The sequence below is a fragment of the Nocardia mexicana NBRC 108244 genome, from assembly GCF_001613165.1.
In the GTDB taxonomy this organism is placed as follows: domain Bacteria; phylum Actinomycetota; class Actinomycetes; order Mycobacteriales; family Mycobacteriaceae; genus Nocardia; species Nocardia mexicana.
The window spans coordinates 28,638-48,422 of the sequence record NZ_BDBV01000067.1 but is presented as its reverse complement, the minus strand read 5'-3'; the positions used below and the strand labels follow the sequence as shown (position 1 = coordinate 48,422).

At 69.4% G+C, this 19,785-nt stretch carries 18 protein-coding genes; 17 read left to right on the top strand and 1 reads right to left on the bottom strand.

Annotated elements, in window-relative coordinates; all coding sequences use genetic code 11:
- The first annotated feature begins 81 nt into the window (after positions 1 to 81).
- The 15 genes from pyrG to NM1_RS26005 all read left to right on the top strand — a co-directional run bounded on the left by pyrG (position 82) and on the right by NM1_RS26005 (position 16,141).
- Positions 82 to 1,821 (top strand): CTP synthase, encoded by a 1,740-nt coding sequence (gene pyrG, locus NM1_RS26075; RefSeq protein WP_068025099.1) that lies wholly within the window; start codon positions 82 to 84, stop codon positions 1,819 to 1,821.
- A complete protein-coding gene (locus NM1_RS26070) occupies positions 1,818 to 2,471 on the top strand; it encodes an NUDIX domain-containing protein (RefSeq protein ID WP_068025097.1) in 654 nt (217 codons plus the stop codon). Before pyrG ends, NM1_RS26070 begins: the two co-directional genes overlap by 4 nt.
- A gap of 189 nt (positions 2,472 to 2,660) precedes the next feature.
- Entirely contained in the window at positions 2,661 to 2,969 is a 309-nt protein-coding gene (locus NM1_RS26065) for a hypothetical protein (RefSeq protein ID WP_068025094.1), read from the top strand.
- Positions 2,970 to 3,297: 328 nt separating this feature from the next.
- Positions 3,298 to 4,224, top strand: a complete 927-nt coding sequence (gene xerD, locus NM1_RS26060; protein ID WP_068025091.1) for a site-specific tyrosine recombinase XerD — start codon at positions 3,298 to 3,300, stop codon at positions 4,222 to 4,224.
- Positions 4,225 to 4,510: 286 nt separating this feature from the next.
- A complete protein-coding gene (locus NM1_RS26055; protein WP_068025313.1) occupies positions 4,511 to 5,452 on the top strand; it encodes a ParA family protein in 942 nt (313 codons plus the stop codon).
- Positions 5,449 to 6,393 carry a segregation and condensation protein A gene (locus tag NM1_RS26050; RefSeq protein ID WP_084520040.1) on the top strand — a complete coding sequence of 315 codons (945 nt, stop codon included), beginning with the start codon at positions 5,449 to 5,451 and terminating at the stop codon, positions 6,391 to 6,393. The genes NM1_RS26055 and NM1_RS26050 overlap by 4 nt, the downstream gene beginning before the upstream one ends.
- A gap of 141 nt (positions 6,394 to 6,534) precedes the next feature.
- Positions 6,535 to 6,825 (top strand): hypothetical protein, encoded by a 291-nt coding sequence (locus NM1_RS26045; RefSeq protein WP_147289117.1) that lies wholly within the window; start codon positions 6,535 to 6,537, stop codon positions 6,823 to 6,825.
- A 221-nt stretch (positions 6,826 to 7,046) separates the two neighbouring features.
- Positions 7,047 to 7,718, top strand: coding sequence for an SMC-Scp complex subunit ScpB (gene scpB, locus NM1_RS26040; RefSeq protein WP_068025306.1), 672 nt, complete (start codon positions 7,047 to 7,049; stop codon positions 7,716 to 7,718).
- Positions 7,719 to 8,633: 915 nt separating this feature from the next.
- Positions 8,634 to 9,581: a pseudouridine synthase gene (locus tag NM1_RS26035; RefSeq protein WP_084520039.1), complete on the top strand. Its 948-nt coding sequence runs from the start codon at positions 8,634 to 8,636 to the stop codon at positions 9,579 to 9,581.
- Between the two features lie 89 nt (positions 9,582 to 9,670).
- On the top strand, positions 9,671 to 10,339 hold the full coding sequence (gene cmk, locus NM1_RS26030; protein ID WP_068025300.1) for a (d)CMP kinase: 669 nt from the start codon (positions 9,671 to 9,673) through the stop codon (positions 10,337 to 10,339).
- A complete protein-coding gene (gene der / locus NM1_RS26025; RefSeq protein ID WP_068025084.1) occupies positions 10,336 to 11,757 on the top strand; it encodes a ribosome biogenesis GTPase Der in 1,422 nt (473 codons plus the stop codon). Before cmk ends, der begins: the two co-directional genes overlap by 4 nt.
- A 652-nt stretch (positions 11,758 to 12,409) precedes the next feature.
- Complete coding sequence (locus NM1_RS26020; RefSeq protein WP_068025081.1) at positions 12,410 to 13,123, top strand: MerR family transcriptional regulator; 714 nt, start codon at positions 12,410 to 12,412, stop codon at positions 13,121 to 13,123.
- A gap of 133 nt (positions 13,124 to 13,256) precedes the next feature.
- On the top strand, positions 13,257 to 14,342 hold the full coding sequence (locus tag NM1_RS26015; RefSeq protein ID WP_068025078.1) for an amidohydrolase family protein: 1,086 nt from the start codon (positions 13,257 to 13,259) through the stop codon (positions 14,340 to 14,342).
- A gap of 346 nt (positions 14,343 to 14,688) precedes the next feature.
- Entirely contained in the window at positions 14,689 to 15,837 is a 1,149-nt protein-coding gene (locus NM1_RS26010) for an RNA-guided endonuclease InsQ/TnpB family protein (RefSeq protein ID WP_084520038.1), read from the top strand.
- A gap of 109 nt (positions 15,838 to 15,946) precedes the next feature.
- Positions 15,947 to 16,141: a hypothetical protein gene (locus NM1_RS26005; RefSeq protein ID WP_068025072.1), complete on the top strand. Its 195-nt coding sequence runs from the start codon at positions 15,947 to 15,949 to the stop codon at positions 16,139 to 16,141.
- Here the strand turns inward: NM1_RS26005 and NM1_RS26000 are convergent.
- Positions 16,135 to 18,249 carry a putative bifunctional diguanylate cyclase/phosphodiesterase gene (locus NM1_RS26000; protein ID WP_068025069.1) on the bottom strand — a complete coding sequence of 705 codons (2,115 nt, stop codon included), beginning with the start codon at positions 18,247 to 18,249 and terminating at the stop codon, positions 16,135 to 16,137. The genes NM1_RS26005 and NM1_RS26000 overlap by 7 nt on opposite strands.
- A gap of 133 nt (positions 18,250 to 18,382) precedes the next feature.
- Between NM1_RS26000 and NM1_RS25995 the strand changes: the two genes are divergently transcribed.
- Together NM1_RS25995 and NM1_RS25990 are read left to right on the top strand one after the other, a co-directional pair.
- Complete coding sequence (locus tag NM1_RS25995; protein WP_068025065.1) at positions 18,383 to 19,189, top strand: SAM-dependent methyltransferase; 807 nt, start codon at positions 18,383 to 18,385, stop codon at positions 19,187 to 19,189.
- Positions 19,190 to 19,307: 118 nt separating this feature from the next.
- A complete protein-coding gene (locus tag NM1_RS25990; protein WP_169814325.1) occupies positions 19,308 to 19,742 on the top strand; it encodes a protease inhibitor I42 family protein in 435 nt (144 codons plus the stop codon).
- Positions 19,743 to 19,785: the final 43 nt, after the last annotated feature.

Here is a 19,785-nt window from a genome sequence, read left to right as displayed (position 1 = left end):
TGACGAAGAACTTCCAGCCATCGTGTGGCTACCTCGCGTGGCGTCGATTCGCCGCGGATTTTCGTGTTAACGTGAAGTCCCGTGGGTCAATCACGGATTCCGGCGCTCTCTCCTAATCAGACGGCCACCAAGCTCATCTTCGTCAGCGGTGGTGTCGCCTCCTCTCTGGGGAAGGGACTGACAGCCTCCAGCCTCGGTCAACTGCTCACCGCGCGCGGTCTGCGCGTCACGATGCAGAAGCTCGATCCCTATCTGAACGTCGATCCCGGCACCATGAACCCCTTCCAGCACGGCGAGGTGTTCGTGACCGACGACGGCGCCGAGACCGACCTGGACGTCGGCCACTACGAGCGGTTCCTCGACCGGAATCTGTCGGGCGACGCGAATGTCACCACCGGGCAGGTCTACTCGACGGTGATCGCCAAGGAGCGCCGCGGCGAGTACCTCGGCGATACGGTGCAGGTGATCCCGCACATCACCGACGAACTCAAGCGCCGCATCCTGGCCACCACGGGCCCCGACATGTACGGCCACGTGCCGGACGTGGTGATCACCGAAATCGGCGGCACCGTCGGCGATATCGAATCGCAGCCGTTCCTGGAGGCGGCCCGGCAGATCCGCCACGAGGTGGGCCGCGAGAACGTCTTCTTCCTGCACGTGACGCTGGTGCCGTACCTGGCGCCGTCGGGCGAGCTGAAGACCAAGCCGACCCAGCATTCGGTGGCCGCGCTGCGCAATATCGGCATCCAGCCCGACGCGCTGATCCTGCGCTGCGACCGCGACGTGCCGCAGCCGCTGAAGAACAAGATCGCGCTGATGTGCGACGTCGACGTCGACGCCTGCATCTCCACCCCGGACGCGCCCTCGATCTACGACATCCCGCGGGTGCTGCACCGCGAGGGCCTGGACGCCTACGTGGTGCGCAAGCTGGGCCTGCCGTTCCGCGACGTGGACTGGACAGTGTGGGGCGACCTGCTCGATCGGGTGCACAACCCGCGCGAGCATGTGACCGTCGCACTGGTCGGCAAGTACGTCGATCTGCCCGACGCCTACCTGTCGGTGACCGAGGCACTGCGCGCGGGCGGATTCGCGGCGCGGGCGAAGGTGAACATCCGCTGGGTGCAGTCCGACGAATGCGAGACTCCGGCCGGGGCCCAGCACCATCTGCACGACGCCGACGCGGTCCTGATTCCGGGCGGATTCGGCATTCGCGGCATCGAGGGCAAGGTCGGGGCCATCCGCTACGCGCGCACCCGCGGCATCCCGCTGCTGGGACTGTGCCTGGGCCTGCAGTGCGTGGTGATCGAGGCGGCCCGCTCGGTCGGCCTCGAGGATGCCAACTCGGCCGAGTTCGAGCCCGAGACCCAGCATCCGGTCATCTCCACCATGGCCGACCAGGAACAGGCCGTCGCCGGTGAGGCCGATCTGGGCGGCACCATGCGCCTGGGCGCCTATCCCGCCGTGCTGCAGCCGGATTCGGTGGTCGCGCAGGCCTACGGCGTCACCGAGGTGTCCGAGCGGCACCGGCACCGCTACGAGGTGAACAACTCCTATCGGGACAAGATCGCGCAGAGCGGGCTGCGGTTCAGCGGCACCTCGCCGGACGGGCACCTGGTCGAATTCGTCGAACTGCCCGCCGACCAGCACCCGTACTTCGTTGCCACCCAGGCGCATCCGGAGCTGAAGAGCCGGCCCACCCGGCCGCATCCGCTGTTCGCCGGACTGATCAACGCCGCGCTGAAATACAAGGCGGCCGAACGGCTTCCGGTCGATATCGAGGGCGAGGTCACCCTCGGCGAGGGGGAACGGGTCGCGCAGTGAGCACCCCCGGATCGCACGATTTCGAGACGGTGTCCAGCAGCACCGTGTACTCGGGCGCGATCCTGGCGCTGCGGCTGGACCAGGTCGCGATGCCCGGCGGGCGCGTGGTCGAGCGCGAGGTGATCGAGCACCACGGCGCGGTCGCGGTCGCCGCGCTCGACGACGACGGCAATATCGTGCTGATCAACCAGTACCGGCACCCGATCGGCCGCAGGCTGCTGGAGTTGCCCGCGGGCCTGCTCGACCAGCCGGGCGAGGATCCGCTCGCCGCGGCCCGGCGCGAGCTCGCGGAGGAGACCGGCCTGGCCGCGTCGGAGTGGTCGGTGCTGGTCGATGTCGCGCTGTCGCCCGGTTTCACCGACGAGTCGCTGCGCATCTACCTCGCCACCGGCCTGCACGAAACCGACCGTCCCGAACCGGAATTGGAGGAGGCGGACCTCGAGATCGTGCGCATGCCGCTCGACGAGGCCGTCGACGCCGCCCTGGCGGGCGAGATCGTCAACGCCACCGCGGTGGCGGGCGTGCTGGCGCTGGCCACGGCGCGCGCCCGGGGAACCGCGCTGCGTGCGGCCGATGCGGCGTGGCCCGGTATGCCGACCGCGTTCCTGAGGCGCAAGGCCCGCGCGGCCACGGCGGGCGGCGCGGAATAACGGAACCGGTCGGTGGACTCCGCAGGCGCGAGAACGCGTGTGACTCATGCAATCCGAATCATTCGCATACGCGGTTGCCGCCGGGTTCCTGGTGCCGCGCCGCTCTGGTATGCATGAGGGTATGCGCAAGGTGAGCCCGGTGCCGGTCATCCTGATTCCACCGGCGATTCCCTGCGCGCACGGCGCCGCATGAGGCGCGGCGAGGTCTGGCAGTACGCCCCGGTTCTGCCCGACGGCACCCCGGCCCCGCGGCGCACCACCGTCGTCCTGGTGTCGGATCCCGCGGTGATCGTCTCGCCCTACCGCTGGCTGCACGTGGTGCCGATCGCCGACGCGGACCCGGGGCATGTGCTGACGATTCACACCTGCCACGGATGGGCCGACGCCCTCGAGTTCCACCGCGTGTATCGGGTGTGGCTGGCGGAGCTGGCGGGGGAGTTGAGTGCCGACGAGATGGACGCGCTGGACACCAGGTTGCGGGCGGCGTTGAGTTTGTAGGTCGAAGTCGGCGCGTGTGGCCGGGTTGCCCGTGCTGCGCCGGCTTCAGGATGCACGGCTCTCTGTTGCGTCGAGCCGCTTGCTTCCCGCACTCTGTGCGCGCTCTCGCACCGGTATGTGTGCTGGAGCGGGTGCGTGAATCGGTGGGGGTGCGTGAATCGGGGTGGGACGGGTTGGTCGGGCGGGTGTGTTCGGTCTGCGCGGGGTGGGGTGGGCTGACATTATGTGAGCCGTGAATGTCGAAACCTTGCCGCTCGAGTCGTGGCGGTCGGTTGCGCCGATCGACGGGATGCGGTGCCCGGGCAAGTCGCGGCGGTAGGGGCGGCGGGTGTTGCAGCGGGAGATCGAGGCGTATCTCGACCATTTGACGGTCGAGCGGGGCGCGGCGCGCAACACCTCCAGCGCCTACCGGCGTGATCTGGATCGGTATCGGGAATTTCTGTCGCAGCGGGGGATCGAGGGGCTGGATGGCGTCGGCGAGGGCGATATCGCCGACTTCGTGGTGGCGCTGCGGGCGGGCGGAAACGGATATCCGCCGCTGGCCGCCAGTTCGGCCGCCCGGGGCCTGGTCGCGGTGCGCGGGCTGCATCGGTTCGCGGCGGCCGAGGGCATCACCACGGGCGATGTCGCCCACGCGGTCAAGCCCCCTTCCCCGGCCCGCCGCCTGCCGAAAGCACTTCCCTACGACCAGGTTTCGGCTCTGCTGGAGGCGGCGGGCGGCACCGGGGAAGCCGACGGCGGGCCCCGCGGGCTGCGTGACCGCGCGCTGCTGGAGCTGCTGTACTCCACGGGCGCCCGCATCTCCGAGGTGGTCGGGCTCGACGTCGACGACATCGACGTCGGCGAACGGGCCGTGATACTGCACGGCAAGGGCGGTAAGCAGCGCATGGTTCCGGTCGGCCGCCCCGCCCTGGACGCCCTGGATCGCTACCTGGTCCGCGGCCGTCCCGCGCTGGCCATGCGCGGCAAGGGAAATCCGGCGCTGTTCCTCAATGCGCGCGGGGGCCGCCTGTCCCGCCAGAGTGCCTGGCAGGTACTGCAGGATTCGGCCGAACGGGCCGGGATCGGCGCCGCGGTGTCCCCGCACACCCTGCGCCATTCCTTCGCGACGCACCTGCTCGACGGCGGCGCGGATGTGCGTGTGGTGCAGGAGCTGCTCGGGCACGCGTCGGTGACGACCACGCAGATCTACACGCTGGTCACGGTCAATACCCTGCACGAGGTCTGGGCGACCGCGCACCCGCGGGCGCGATAGCGGCCGGAGAAGATCGTCGCGGAATCGGCCGGTGGCCTCCGGTGTCGCGGTTACTGTTGACGGCAACGCCGTACTCATGGTCACACTCGACATCCAGGCGTGCCGCGGCATGTTCGCAGAGCGTGTCCGAGCGTAGGTCTTGCGCTCGGAAGCGGTAGCGTCTATGGGGATCCTGGTGCGACCCTGGGAGCGCCAGGCGGGACTGTCCCGCTCGCTCGGTGGGGCATTGGGCAGGAAAATTGAAGGAGCAGCGGATATGACGACAGCCGGTGCGGCCGAGCCGCCGATGAGTGCTGCGGCAGAACCGCTTTCACAGACCCGGTCAGGCCCGCGAACAGAGCAGGCGGCCCAAACACTATGGGAGGCGAACGACATCGTGGCGGACGGCACGGAACTCGGACCGACCGGACGCCCCCTGCGCGAGATTCCGGAACCTCCTCCGGCGCCCGCCGAGGGGGAGGCGCAGATCGTCGCCATGTGCAACCAGAAGGGCGGCGTCGGCAAGACCACCTCCACCATCAATCTCGGTGCCGCGCTGGCCGAGTACGGTCGCCGCGTGCTGCTGGTCGACCTGGATCCGCAGGGCGCGTTATCGGCAGGCCTCGGCGTGGCCCATCACGACCTCGACCTGACCGTGCACAACCTGCTGGTCGGGGGCCGGGCCAGCGCGAGCGACGTCCTGATGAAGACCAAGGTCGACAACATGGACCTGCTGCCCAGCAACATCGATCTGTCCGCGGCGGAAATACAGCTGGTCAACGAGGTCGGCCGGGAGCAGACGCTGGGCCGCGCGCTGGCCCCGCTGCGAGGCAGCTACGACTACATCCTCATCGACTGCCAGCCGTCGCTGGGCCTGCTCACGGTCAACGCGCTGGCCTGCGCCGACGGCGTGGTCATACCGATGGAGTGCGAGTATTTCTCGCTGCGCGGGCTCGCCCTGCTCACCGATACGGTCGAGAAGGTGCGGGACCGGCTGAACCCGCGGCTGAGCCTGTCGGGCATCGTAGTCACCATGTTCGATGCGCGATTGCTGCATTCGCGGCAGGTGATGAACCGGGTGGTGGAGGTGTTCGGGGATCTGGTGTACGACACCGTGATCAACCGGACCGTACGTTTCCCGGATGCCAGTGTCGCGGGTGAGCCGATCACCACGTGGGCGCCGAAATCCGGTGGCGCGACGGCGTATCGGGCGATGGCACGGGAAGTCATCTATCGGTCGGGCCGGTGACGGAACCGGCCACTCCAGCCGCCCAGGATTCGACCGACCCACTCCCGCCCGCCGCGCCGACTCCGGACCCGGACTCGGCGGCGAACGATGCTGCCGTCTCGGGCAATTCGGACAGATCGAGCGGATTTCGCCTGCGGCTGAGCAACTTCGAGGGTCCGTTCGACCTGCTGCTGCAGCTGATCAGCCAGCGCCGCCTGGACGTCACCGAGGTGGCGCTGCACAAGGTCACCGACGAATTCATCGCCTACACCAAGGCGCTGACGGCGAGCCTGGACGCCGACCCCACGCTGCGCGCGGACAAGATCCTCGACCAGACCACCGAGTTCCTGGTGGTGGCGGCGACGCTGCTGGATCTGAAGGCGGCCCGGCTGCTGCCGTCCGGCGAGGTCACCGACGAGGACGACCTGGCCCTGCTGGAGGCGCGTGACCTGCTGTTCGCGCGGCTGCTGCAGTATCGGGCGTTCAAGCAGGTCGCCGAGCTGCTGGGCGAGCTCGAGCAGGCGGCGCTGCGGCGGTATCCGCGGGCCGTCTCGCTGGAGGAGCGGTTTCTGGACCTGCTGCCGGAGGTTACCCTGGGTGTCGACGCCGCCGGCTTCGCGGAGATCGCCGCGACGGCGTTCCGGCCGCGACCGGTGCCGAAGGTGGGGCTCGACCATCTGCACGCGCACGCCATCTCGGTGGCCGAGCAGGCCGCGCTGGTGCTGGAGATGCTGAAGAACCGCGGGGCGGGCGGCTGGACCACGTTCCGCGAGCTGTGCGCCGACTGCGACGTGCCGATTCAGATCGTCGCCCGCTTCCTGGCGCTGCTCGAGCTGTACCGCGGCAAGACGATCGAATTCGACCAGCCCGACCCGCTCGGCCCGCTGGCCGTCAGCTGGCTCGGGGAAGAGGACGAAAACCAGCCGGGAGAGACGATCACAATCGACCAGGACTACGGATGACCATGGCGGACACCGAGGCCACCGAGCCCAGCCCCGAGCCCGAGGAGCGCACCGACACGGCGATCTCGGCCGAGGCGGACGGTACTGACGGGGTCGGCACCGCGGTCGCTGCGGGTGATGCTGCTGCCGAGGGTGCTTCCGGTGCCGAGGCCGGCGCTGGTGTTGCCAGGGCCGAGGCTGGTGCGGGCGCTGACGGTGATGCCGATGCCTCCGGAGTCGAGGTCGGTGCCGGGGACCCTGCCGATGTGCCCGCAGACCAGGGCGGTGCCGGCGTGGGCGCCGACGGTGATACTGATTCTGCTGATGCCCCCGGAGTCGAGGCCGGTGCTGGTGCGTCCGGGGCCGAGGCTGGTGTGGGTGCTGAGGGTGTTGATTCCGAGGGTGACGCAGATTTCGCAGGGGAGTCCGAGGGTGCGGTGGGTGCTGGTGTGAGCAAGATCGATGCTGTGAGCGCGTCCGGGGCCGATGGCGACGCTGACGGTGGCTCCGGGGCCGATGGCGACTCCGATGCCGGTCTCGATATGACCTCCGGTGCCGCGGCTTCGTCGTCCGATCGCGATGCCGCTATCGATCTCGATGCGCTTTCCGATGTCGACGCGCTGAGCGATGCCGATGGGAGGTCACGCGGCGATGCGGTGACGTCTGCCGATGCGGTGGCCGCGGCCGATCCCGATGACGTGGACGAGCAGTCGGAGCCGGGCTCGCTCGACGACACGGAGTTCCGGGCCGCGCTGGAGGCGATGCTGTTGATCGTGGACGCGCCCGCGCCGGTCGAGCTGCTGGCGTCGGCGGTGGGCGACAGCGAGCAGCGGGTGGGGGAGGCGCTGCGGGAGATGTCGGCGGAACTCACCGCGCGGGGCAGCGGGATGGATCTGCGGTTCGTCGGGGACGGCTGGCGCTACTACACCCGCACCGACTACGCGCCGTACGTCGAGCGCATGCTGCTCGACGGCGCGCGTTCCAAGTTGACCAGGGCCGCTTTGGAGACCCTGGCGGTGATCGCGTACCGTCAACCGGTTACGCGAGCACGGGTGAGCGCCGTGCGCGGTGTGAACGTGGACGGCGTGATCCGCACCCTGGTGGCGCGCGGGCTGATCGCCGAGGCCGGGACCGACCCGGAGACCAACGGCACCCAGTACATCACCACCGAGCTGTTCCTGGAGCGGATCGGGCTCGCGTCGCTGGCGGAATTGCCGTCGCTGGCGCCCTTGCTTCCGGGCGTCGACCTGATCGATGAGATCAACGAGAGCCTGGAGACCGATCCGCGGTACACCAGGCTGAAGAAACCCGCCGAGGCAGATATCGACCTCGGCTCCGAGGATTGACAGGACACCGTGAATACACCCGCTCGCCGAGATGGCACACCGGATCGTAGGAAACGCAGCGCGGAACCACCCCGCGGAGGATCGCGAGAGCGCGGCGCCCAGGGCGGTGGCGCTCGCGGCGGGAACAGCGGGGGCGGTGCTGACAGCCGCGGCGGATATTCCGGGCGCGGTGGGAACGGCGGCGGTTCCGAGGGGCGCGGCGGATACACCGGGCGCGGCAGGGACAGCGGGGGCGGTTCCGAAGGGCGCGGTGGTTACCGGGGCGCGACGGACGATCGCGGCGGATTCGGCGCGCGGCGCGGTTCGGACCGATCCGATCGTGGTCGCGGGGCGGCACAGCAGGGCAGGGGCGGCTACTCGCAGGACCGTGGCGGTGCGGGTCGGGACGAGCGCGGCGGCTTCGGTGCCGGACGTGGGCGGTCTGCCACAGGCGGCCGGGGTGGTTACGACTCCGGGCGCGGTGGCTACGACTCCAGTCGCGGTGGTTCGCAGTCGGGTCGCGGCGGTTTCCAGGATCGCGGTGGCAGCGGCCGGGGTGGATATGACTCCGAGCGGGGCGGCTACGACTCCGGCCGGGGAGGTTCCAAGCCTGGTCGCGGTGGTTCGCAGTCCGGTCGCGGCGGTTTCCAGGAACGTGGCGGTTTTCAGGATCGTGGCGGCAGCGGCCGGGGCGATTTCGGTACAGGTCGCGGCCGGTCCGGTCCGAGCGGGCGTAGTGGTTTCGATTCCGGTCGTGGTGGTTCCGCGGGCGGTCGTGGTGGATCGGCGTCCGGGCGCGGTGGTTTCGATTCCGGGCGTGGCGGTTCCGCGTCCGGCCGCGGGGGCTTCCAGGCTGATCGTGGCGCGAACTCGCGGGGCGAGCGTGGCCCCGGTAAGACAGACCGCGGCTTTCAGCCGCGCGGCGGTGGGCGTCGGGTGCCCGATGCGCTGCCCGGGCGCGGTGAGAGTCGTTCGCTCGCAGGCAAACCGGGCATCGGCGGCGGGCGGCCGCTGACCCCCAAGCCGGCGCCCAGCCGCAATCCGAAGCCGAAGCCGAAGCGTAAGCAGCCGACCGTGCTCAGCTTCGCCAAACCGGCCCGCCACCAGCACGCCGAGCCGGAGCAGACCGGCCCGAAGAAGCTGCCGTGGGGCGAGGGCGAGCGCCTGCAGAAGGTTCTGGCCAAGGCCGGAGTGGCCTCGCGCCGCGCCGCCGAGGAACTGATCGAGCAGGGCCGCGTCGAGGTCGACGGCGCCATCGTGCGCGAGCAGGGCCTGCGTATCGACCCGAACACCGCGGTGGTGCGCGTCGACGGCGTGCGGATCGTGGTGCGCGACGAGCAGGTGTACCTGGCGCTGAACAAGCCCAAGGGCTTCCAGTCGACCATGTCCGACGAGATGGGCCGCCCCTGCGTGGGCGATATCGTCGCCGAGCGCGTGATGGCCGGACAGCGACTGTTCCACGTCGGTCGCCTGGACGCCGAGACCGAGGGGCTGCTGCTGCTCACCAACGACGGCGATCTCGCGCATCGGCTGATGCACCCGTCGTTCGAGGTGGCCAAGACCTACCTGGCGACCGTGAACGGCGAGGTCCACCGCGAGGTCGGGAAGCGGCTGCGCGCGGGCGTGGAACTCGACGACGGACCGGCGACGGTGGACAAGTTCACGGTGCTGGAGGTCGGCGAGGGCAAGTCGCTGGTGAAGGTGGTGCTGCACGAGGGCCGCAAACACATCGTGCGACGGCTGCTGGACGCGGTCGGCCACCCCGTGATCGCGCTGGTGCGCACCAATATCGGTCCGGTCGCGCTCGGAGACCAGCGGCCCGGCACGCTGCGGGTGCTCGGCCGCGACGAAATCGGAAAGCTGTACGAGGCGGTGGCGTTGTGAGAGGCGGTGTCGGTGTGAACGGTGTGCAGGCAGGAGGGATCGTCGTGGACGGTGCGGAGCTGTCGCGGTCCTCGTCGCTGGTCGTCGCGATGGACGGCCCGTCGGGCACCGGTAAGTCGAGCGTGTCGCGACGACTGGCGACCAGGCTGGATGCGCGCTATCTGGATACCGGCGCGATGTACCGCGTCGCGACCCTGCGCGTCCTGCGCGGCGACGTCGATACGGCCGATGCGGCGGCGGTGGCCACGGCGGTGAAGGATCTGCCGCTGACCATCGGCACCGATCCGAGCCACGAGGTGATCGAACTCGACGGCGAGGACGTGTCGGGGGAGATCCGCGGCAACACGGTCACCCGCGCGGTGTCCGCGGTCTCGGCGGTTCCCGAGGTGCGCGAGCAGCTGGTGGCGCTGCAGCGCGAGATCGCGCTCGCCGCCGGGCGGATCGTGGTCGAGGGTCGCGATATCGGCACGGTCGTGCTGCCCGACGCCGACGCCAAGATCTATCTGACCGCGTCCGCGGAGGCGCGGGCCTGGCGCCGCAATCAGCAGAACATCGCCGAGGGGCGCGGCGACGACTACGAGGCGGTGCTCGCCGACGTGCAGCGCCGCGACAACCTGGATTCCACCCGAGCCGTCTCGCCGCTGCGTCCCGCCCCGGACGCGGTGCTGGTCGACACCAGCGAGCTCACCCGGGACCAGGTCATCGACGAGCTGTACCGGGTTGTGGCGCAGCAGGTTTCGGCAGGAGGCCGGCAATGACCCAGGAGACCTTCGCCAGCGACGGGGTCTGGGCCGACGAAACCGAGTGGGAGATCGCCGATCTCGAGGGCGACGTCGAGGCGCACGAGCACGTGCCGATGCCCACGGTGGCCGTCGTCGGGCGTCCGAACGTCGGCAAATCCACTCTGGTGAACCGGATTCTGGGTCGCCGCGAGGCCGTGGTGGAGGACGTGCCGGGCGTGACCCGCGACCGCATCTCCTATGAGGCGTCCTGGTCCGGACGGCGGTTCCTGGTGCAGGACACCGGCGGCTGGGAGCCCGACGCGAAGGGGTTGCAGCAGGCGGTGGCGCGGCAGGCCGAGCTGGCGATGCAGACCGCGGACGCGATCCTGCTGGTCGTCGACGCGACGGTGGGTGCGACCGCGACCGACGAGGCGGCGGTGAAGGTGTTGCGCCGCTCCAAGACTCCGGTGATCCTGGTCGCCAACAAGGTGGACAGCGAGAAGCTGGAGGCCGAGGCGGCCTCGCTGTGGTCGCTCGGGCTGGGGGAGCCGCGGATGGTCTCGGCCTCCCACGGCCGCGGCACCGGTGATCTGCTCGACGACGTGCTGCAGGTGCTGCCGGAGACGCCGCGGGAGGGCGGCGGCGGGATCGGCGGCCCCCGGCGCGTCGCCCTGGTCGGCAAGCCGAACGTCGGCAAGTCCAGCCTGCTGAACAAGCTGTCGGGCGATGAGCGTTCGGTGGTGCACGACGTCGCGGGCACCACCGTCGATCCGGTCGACTCGCTGGTCGAATTGGGCGGCAAGCCATGGCGTTTCGTCGATACCGCGGGATTGCGGCGCAAGGTGGCCAATGCCAGCGGCACCGAGTTCTACGCGTCGCTGCGGACCAAGTCGGCCATCGAGGCCGCCGAGGTCGCCATCATGCTGATCGACGCCTCGCAGCCGATCACCGAGCAGGACCTGCGGGTGATCAGCATGGTCGCCGATTCCGGCCGGGCCCTCGTGATCGCCTACAACAAATGGGATCTGGTCGATGAGGACCGGCGGTATCAGCTCGAGCGCGAGATCGACCGCGAGATGGTGCAGGTGCCCTGGGCGCAGCGGGTGAACATCTCCGCCCAGACCGGCCGTGCGGTCCAGAAGCTCGTTCCCGCAATGGAAACCGCGCTCGAGTCGTGGGACAAGCGCATCCCGACCGGCCGCCTGAACTCCTGGCTCAAAGAGGTCGTCGCGGCGACCCCGCCGCCGATGCGCGGCGGCCGGCTGCCGCGCGTGCTGTTCGCCACCCAGGCGACCACGCGCCCGCCGACCTTCGTGCTGTTCACCACCGGCTTCCTCGAGGCGGGCTACCGCCGCTTCCTGGAACGCCGCCTGCGCGAGGAGTTCGGCTTCGACGGCTCCCCGGTGCGCATCTCGGTCCGCGTCCGCGAGAAGCGCGACCGCCGCGGCCGCTAGGTTCCTCGGTTCCCGCACTCCCTGCGCGTTCCCGCACGGGTTGCATGCCCTCGCAGGGGGTGCGGGAACACGTAAAGGGTGCGTCGAGAGTTGGTGCACTGCTGCGGGGTTCACGCTGAGTCGGGGCGATTCTGTGTATTTTCAATACCTATACCCCGATATGCGCATCTATGCATTTGTGTGCGGGATGTCGCGCTGCCGTTGTTTCTGCAGGGTTCGGCTGAGGCGAGAACACGGCAACGAAGGGGGGAGCTGCTCCCGCGACGAGGGCGGGGCTGTTTCCCGCCGCGTCGGGTCGCCCGGATTTGCCTGTGGCCTGGGGGGATTCCGTTCGGGTGGCAGTGTGATCCGGCTCACGGTAGGTTGAATTCGCTTGGCACCCAACCGAAGAGGGTTCACATGTGGAGTATCGCCGTCATCTCCGTGATCAGCGCCGTCTTGATCGGCGCCGCCTTCGTGGTGTCGTTCCCCGACCGCTGAACCGAGCACAAGGACCAGCCGGATCGGTAACCGACGAAAACCCCCGCCCCGGCGGCCCCATCCCGCAGAGCCCTCGTCCTCGGGGTGCTGGGGTGCTCGGTATGGCGGTGGGCCGGTGTAGGGCTTGACCTTCGAGGCGGGTCGAAGGTTTACCGTCGAGGTTGTGAGCACGATGCGGATTTCGGAGCTGGCCGAGCACAGCGGGGTCCCGGCGACAACACTGCGGTACTACGAGGGTGCCGGGCTGGTGCCCGCCGAGCGGACCGAGGCGGGATACCGGGTCTACCGGGAGGATTCGGTGCGGCGGCTGGCCGTGATCGGTGCGGCGAAGGACCTCGGGCTGCCGCTGACCGATATCGCCGAGGTGCTGGCGGTGTGGGACGGCGGCGCGTGTGTCGAGGTGAAATCGGAGCTGCGGCCGCGGGTCGCCGCGAGCCTGGAGCGGGTCGAGGGTCGACTGGCCGAGCTGGCGGACTTCGCCGGGGGAGTGCGGTCGGCGCTGCGGCGGCTCGATGCGCTGCCCGATCGCGACGGTCCGTGCGATGACGAATGCGGGCTGGGTGCGGGAGGTCCGGTCGCGGCCGGGGAAACGTGGCGGAGCGCGCCCCTCGCGTGCTCGCTCGACAACGACGCGGCGGCGGACCGAACCGAACAGTGGCACAGGGCGATCGAGGGAGCCGAACGGGCCCCGATCCCGAACGGCCTGCGGCTGACGGTGGCCGCCGACAGAGCGAGTTCACTTGCGGCACTGGCGGCCGCCGAACAGCGCTGCTGCCCATTTTTCGGATTCGCCCTGCATTTCGACGGACCCCTGGTCCACTTGGACATCCGCGCTCCCGAGGCCGCCGCAACCATGCTGGCCGAAATCTTCGGCGCCGCACCGTAATCGAGTGTTCGGCCGGTAGTGCGTGGCTGGTGTTGGGGTCGGCGGTCCCGCGGTGGCCTACAGTCGGGTTCGGACAGCTCGGTGGGTTTGGTGCTTACCGGGGCAAGCGACCGCGAATCGGAGGCCGACCGCCGTGACCAGTGCAGCCGACGTCAATTCCAAGACCGTGCTCAACAATGTTCGTGTCTTCGACGGTCATCGCGTGGGTGAACCGGTGACGGTGGTGATCGACGGCGGAGTGATCGGCACCGATCCCTCCGGGGCGCAGATCGTCGAGGCCGGGGGAGCGGTCCTGCTGCCCGGATTCATCGACGCGCATGTCCATCTGGACGGGCCGGGGCAGGTGGAACAGCTTGCGGTGCACGGCGTTACCACGGCGCTCGACATGGCCGCCTGGCCGCCGGACATGGTGGCTTCGCTGCGGGAACTGCGCGGTACCGCCGACGTGCGCAGCGCCGGGCTGCCGGTGATCGGCCCGGGTGGTTTGCACGCGAAGGTGCTGCCCGCGGAGGCCGTCATCCACGGCCCCGACGAGGCCGAAGCGGCGGTGGCCGCGCGGGTCGCGTCCGGTTCGGACTACCTGAAGCTGGTGCTGGAGGCGCCGGGCGAGGGCGGACCGGAGGCGGTGACCGCGAAAGCCGTTGTGACGGCCGCGCATATGCAGCGCATGCTGGTGGTGGCGCATGCCGCGTCGCCGGGCGCGTATGCGATGGCGCTGGACGCCGGCGCCGATATCGTCACCCACATTCCGCTCGGGGTGCCGCTGAGCGGGCATGACGTCGGCCGCATGGTGGCGCAGCGGAACGTGGCCGTGCCGACGCTGACGATGATGGAGGGCATCGCGACGGCGACCGGCAACGGCGGTGCGTTCGCCGCGGCGTTGACGAGCACGTCGGAACTGCATGCGGCCGGGGTGCCGATCCTGGCGGGCACCGACGCGAACGACACCCCGAACATTCCGTTCGCGCCCGAGCACGGCGCGAGCCTGCACCACGAGCTGGAACTGCTTGTGCGTGCGGGCCTTTCGACGGTCGAGGCGTTGAACGCGGCCACCGCGCTGCCCGCCCGTCACTTCGGCCTGGCGGATCGCGGCGTGATCGCCCCCGGCGGCCGCGCGGACCTGGTCCTGGTGGAGGGCGACCCAGTCGCGGATATCGCTGCCACACGGGCGATCCGGCGGGTCTGGTGCGGGGGAGTAGCGCAGCCGCTACCGAGCTGACGCTACCCGTCGTCAGCGACATGTCACTGCAGCAGGATCTGCTCCAAGAGCTTTTCGCCCTCCAGCAGGAGGAGGAACATCCCGTAGTAGATCCAGAGCATAGTGACTAAGTGTGCAACACGTTGCCGTCGCGGGTGCGGGGAGTCGCAGATCTTGGTGCGCGCGTGGCCACGTGGCGTGACCGGCATCATGAACCCGGCACAATCTCATCGACCGAGCTGGCACGTATTGCCGGGCAGCGGGTGTGACCGGGAAACGTTGTGCGCGAGCCGCTCCCGTCAGGCCTGGGTCAGCGCATCGACTACGTCTTCCGGAACCTGTCGGTGGGTGCCGGTACCTTGTATTTGTGCAGCTCAGGTACAACTATCGTGTCTATCCGACGCCCGGCCAACGACAAGCGTTGGCCCGTGCGTTCGGGTGTGCGCGGGTGGTGTACAACGATGGGTTACGTGCTCGACTGCAGGCACGCGCCGAGGGTGTGGGTTACATCCCCGACACAGAGTTGCAGAAGCGGGTCATCACCGCTGCGAAGCGGACTCCGGAGCGGGCGTGGCTTGCGGGGGTGTCGTCGGTGGTGTTGGTGCAGGCACTCGCGGATCTGCATACCGCGTACCGCAACTTCTTCGGCTCGGTCACCGGGCGTCGGAAGGGCCCGAAGGTTGCGTCGCCGCGCTACCGATCACGCAAGGACAACCGGCAGGCGATCCGCCTCACCCGCAACGGCTTCACCCTCCGCCCCAGCGGGAGACTGTATGTGGCGAAGATCGGAGAGTTGCGGGTGGCGTGGTCACGGACACTGCCGACGGTGCCGTCGTCGGTCACGATCGTCAAGGACGCGACGGGTCGATATTTCGCGTCGTTCGTGGTCCAGGTTGAGGATCGGCCGCTGCCCGGTGCCACGGCGGAAGTGGGTATCGATTTGGGGCTCACGACGTTCGCTGTCTTGTCGGACGGGACGATGATCGCGTCTCCGAGGTTTTTCCGTCGAGCCGAACGTCGCCTGCGGAAAGCTCAGCAAGCACTGTCTCGGAAGCAGAAGGGATCGGCCAACCGTGGCAAGGCCCGGCTGCGGGTTGCTCGAGCGCATGCGCGGGTAGCCGATACCCGCAGGGATTGGGTGCACAAGCACACGACACAGATAATCCGCGACAACCAAGCGGTGTATGTGGAGGACTTGTGCGTGAAAGGGTTGGCTCGTACCCGGCTGGCCAAGAGCATCCAGGATGCGGGCTGGGGCATGTTCATTCGGCTGTTGGCAGAGAAGGCCACCCGGTGCGGGCGGCATTTCGCGAAGGTCGACAGGTTTTATCCGTCGTCTCAGCTGTGTTCGGTGTGCGGGCATCGTGACGGCCCGAAACCTCTGCACGTACGCACGTGGACTTGCCGGTGTGGCGCGGTCCACGACCGCGACCGCAACGCCTCCATTAATATTCTCGCCGCCGGACGGGCGGAGAGGTTAAACGCCTGCGGAGGGACTGTCAGTCTTTCCGTCTGACGGAAAGCAGGTCCCTGTGAAACAGGAACCCACCCAGGCACCGGGCACCGGTGTAGAAGGAATCTCGGTCGTTACGGCCGGGAGGACGTCAAACGGTTCACGCCATCTTATGACGGCGTTCCTGGACGCCAATCCGGCGGTGGCCGGACAACCCGTGGGCAGCAAGGAGATTCCGCTGCTGTTCGCCGACACCGGATACGAGGTGAGTTTCTACATCATCGCCGCGGCGTCCGCGATCGCGCTGGTGGGAACCCTGCTGATGAAGCACGGCCGCACACCCGCCACGGGCGGCACGGCCTACTGATCCGGCTCGGTCCCGGCGAGCAGCTTGGTGATCTGCTCGCCGGGCATCGGGTGGTGGAAGTACCAGCCCTGGGCGGTGTCGCAGCCCAGCTCCAGGAGCCGTTCGGCCTGGTGCGGGGTCTCGACGCATTCGGCCGTGACGGTGAGGCCGAGTTCGTGGCAGAGGTCGATGATGGTGCGCAGCACCAGCAGATCGCTGCGGCCCCCGGGGCCGGCCGTGCGGATGCGGTGGATGAACGGCCCGGCGAGCTTGACGACGTGCAGCGGCAGGCGCCCGAGATACGCCAGATTCGAATAGCCCGTACCGAAGTCGTCGATCGCGATGCGCACCCCCGCCTCGGCCAGGGTGCGCAGGGCCTGCAGCGGCCGCCCCGAGGCGTGCATGAACGCCCGCTCGGTGAGTTCCAGCTGTAGCCGCCGGGGCTCGATGCCGGTGTCGGCGACCAGCTCCTGCACCCCGTCCAGCCAGGCCGGGTCGGCGACCTCGGCCGCGGAGACGTTGACGCTGAGCACAGGTGTGCGGGAACCGAAACGGTCGTACCAGTCGCGGGCGGTGCGGCAGGCGTCCTCGAGCACCACCATGCCGAGGGCGCCGATGTGCCCGCTGTCCTCGGCCAGATCCACGAATCGCGCGGGTGTGAGGGTGCCCAGTTCCGGATGCCGCCAGCGCACCAGCGCCTCCACCGCCACCGGTGTCCGGTCGGTGAGCGCGACGATCGGCTGGAAGTCGAGGAAGAACTCGCCGCGGCCCAGCGCCACCGGCATGGCCGCGGTCAGCTCGGATCGGGTGTGCTCGCGGCGGCGGCGGTCGGCGTCGAACACCGCGTAGCGCCCGCGCCCGTCGGCCTTGGCCCAGTACATGGTGGTGTCGGCGGCCTGCAGCAGCTCGTCGGTCGTGGTGCGGCCCGAGCGCTGGGCGGTCACGCCGACGCTGGCGGTGACGGTGAGCCGGTGGCCGTGGATATCGAACGGCGCGGCGAACGCGTCGAGCACCGTCCGGGCCAGCCGGGCCAGTTCGCCGTTGCCCGCCGAGCGCGGCACCAGCACCACGAATTCGTCGCCGCCCATGCGCGCGACCAGGTGGTCCGGCTCGGTGATGCAGGCGGCGAGGCGGTCGGCGGCCTGGGTCAGCAGTTCGTCGCCGGACGCGTGCCCGAAGGTGTCGTTGACGGCCTTGAAGTGGTCGAGGTCCACGTAGCACAGGCCGACCAGGGCCTCGGGGTCGTCGAATGCGGCGGCGAGCGCGTCGAAGAAGCGGGTCCGGTTGGCCAGTCCGGTGAGCGGGTCGTGGTGGGCGCGGTGGTGCAGCCGCTCGCGCAGCACGCGCTGCTCGGAGATGTCCTCCACCAGCACGAGTGTGTACTGCGGCTGGCCCTGCTCGTCGCGGATCAGCGAGACGTTGATATTGGTCCACACCGTGTGGCCGTCGCGGTGCGGGTAGGCCTTCTCCAATTGCACGTTGTCGTGGTCGCCGCGCAGCACCCCGGCGTAGAGCTCCCACATGCCGGGTGCGTCGTCGGGATGGGTGAGTTCGCCGACGTTGAGTTCGGCCATTTCCTCCCGGCTGTAGCCGAGCATGGTGGCGAAGGCGGCATTGACCTCGATGATCCGGCCGGTCATATCCGACAGGCCGGTGCCGATCCCGGCCTGGGAGAACACGCCCCGCAGCCGGGCCTCGCTGGCGCGGAGCTGCTGTTCGGCCGCGCGCCGGGCCGCGATATCGGCGGTGCGCACGCTCTCCTGCTCGCTCAGCAGCCAGGCCCGGAAGGCCCGCACATAGCCGGTGGCGAAGGCGGCCAGCACCTCGCCTGCCCGGTCGCCGGGCACGCCGGTGGCGGCGAAATGGCTGGTCAGCACGTCGATGCTGCGGCCGAGCACCTCGTCGCCGACGAAATGCGCGCGCGCCAGCCGCACCCCGGCCGCGGCGGCGCGCGCGGTACCGCCGGTGCGGGCGACGGCATCGAGTTCGGCGGCCAGCCCGGCCAGCAGTTCCCGTACCTCGGCAACGCTCAGGGGCACGACGTGATCGCGGGTCCCGCCGCCGAGTGCGGCCGCCCAACGCTCGGCCAGATCGGCGTGCAGGACGTCGCCTGACCCTTCCCACGCCATAGAGATCGATCGTAGTCCGGCGATCCGGCACGTGTGAACCAGGCGCGTTTCGGTGGTTGCTCGAATACGATTGCGATGCTTTGCCTTCCGGTACCCGCGGCGGCGGGTTCTGTGTTCTCCAGAGAGGGTTTCGATGACCAGACCGAGTTGGGCGCCCGAGGGAATCGACCTGGACCGGCCCAGTGCCTCGCGGGTCTACGACTATTTCGTGGGCGGTATGCACAATTTCGAGATCGATCGGGTGCTGGCCCGGCAGATCGAATCGTTCACGCCGAATGTCGCCGAGGTCATGCGCGCCAACCGGGATCTGCTGCGCCGCTGTGTGCGGGGGCTCGTCGACGCCGGGATCACGCAATTCCTCGATCTCGGCTCCGGTATTCCGACGGTCGGCAACGTGCACGAGGTGGCGCAGGGCCGCAATCCGGAGTCGCGGGTCGTCTACGCCGATATCGATCCGGTCGCCGTCGCGCACAGCCAGGCGATCCTGGCCGACAACAAGTACGCGAGCGTCATCCAGGCCGACGTCGCCGATCCGGAGGCGATCCTGGCCGATCCGGAGACGACGCGGCTGCTGGACTTCGACCGGCCCATCGCGGTGCTGCTGCTCGGGGTGCTGCACTTCGTGCCCGACGAGGCCGATCCGGCGGCCCGGGTGGCCCGCCTGCAGGACGCCGTGGTGCCCGGCAGCTACCTCGCGATCACGCACGCCACCGCCGACGGGCAGCCCGCCGAGGTACTGGAGGCGCAGAAACTGTCCGGCCGCACCTCCACCGAGATCGTGCTGCGCTCCAGGGACGAGATCGCCGCCTACTTCGGCGACTGGGAGCTGCTGGAGCCCGGCCTGGTGCATCTCCCACTGTGGCGCCCGGAGAACCCCGCCGACGTCGGCTCGCAGCCGGAACTGTCGGGCGCCTACGGCGGGCTCGCGCTGAAGCATTAGCGCGGGAGTTGGTTGCGTTCGGAAGGGTTGCTGGGGAAGTGTTTTGGTGGTTATCCGACCGGTTGCTCGGGGCGCGACTGTATGGTGTGAGCGCCCTGTGATGGATGGAAGGATTGTGGTGCGTACACCTTTGCTGATGGTTGTGTTCGGATTGGCGCTGGCCGCCGGCGGCCCGAGTGCGGTGGCCGTGGCGGCCCCGGCTCCCGCCCTGCCGAATCTCGTTGTGCCCGTGGCGGAACCGATGGTGGTCGGCACCGACGCCAACGGTACGGCCGTGACGCTGTCGTCCGGGAACGAGCTCGTGGTGGCGCTACCGGACAACCCGTCCACCGGCTACCGCTGGCAGGTCGGCGAGACCGACGAGAACGTGCTGCACCAGGAGGGCGAGCCGCAGTTCCGGCCGAACCCGGGCGACCTGCTCGGCACCGGCCCGGGCACCTCGGTGTGGGCCTTCACCGCCGCCAACCCGGGCACCGTCCGGCTGTCGATGGTGTCGGTGCGTCCGGGATCGGCACCGGCACAGGAGTTCACGCTGAACGTCACGGTGAACTGAGCCGAATTCCCGCGAAACCGAACTGCCCTGCCATTCCCGAACT

Coding starts and splice junctions, on each gene's coding strand:
- NM1_RS26065 (WP_068025094.1), top strand. CDS start 2,661: ATGAGGCGCGGCGAGGTCTGGCAGTACGCCCCGGTTCTGCCCGACGGC.
- NM1_RS26005 (WP_068025072.1), top strand. CDS start 15,947: ATGACGGCGTTCCTGGACGCCAATCCGGCGGTGGCCGGACAACCCGTG.
- der (WP_068025084.1), top strand. CDS start 10,336: ATGACCCAGGAGACCTTCGCCAGCGACGGGGTCTGGGCCGACGAAACC.
- NM1_RS26000 (WP_068025069.1), bottom strand. CDS start 18,249: ATGGCGTGGGAAGGGTCAGGCGACGTCCTGCACGCCGATCTGGCCGAG.
- NM1_RS25995 (WP_068025065.1), top strand. CDS start 18,383: ATGACCAGACCGAGTTGGGCGCCCGAGGGAATCGACCTGGACCGGCCC.
- cmk (WP_068025300.1), top strand. CDS start 9,671: ATGGACGGCCCGTCGGGCACCGGTAAGTCGAGCGTGTCGCGACGACTG.
- NM1_RS26020 (WP_068025081.1), top strand. CDS start 12,410: ATGCGGATTTCGGAGCTGGCCGAGCACAGCGGGGTCCCGGCGACAACA.
- NM1_RS26055 (WP_068025313.1), top strand. CDS start 4,511: ATGAGTGCTGCGGCAGAACCGCTTTCACAGACCCGGTCAGGCCCGCGA.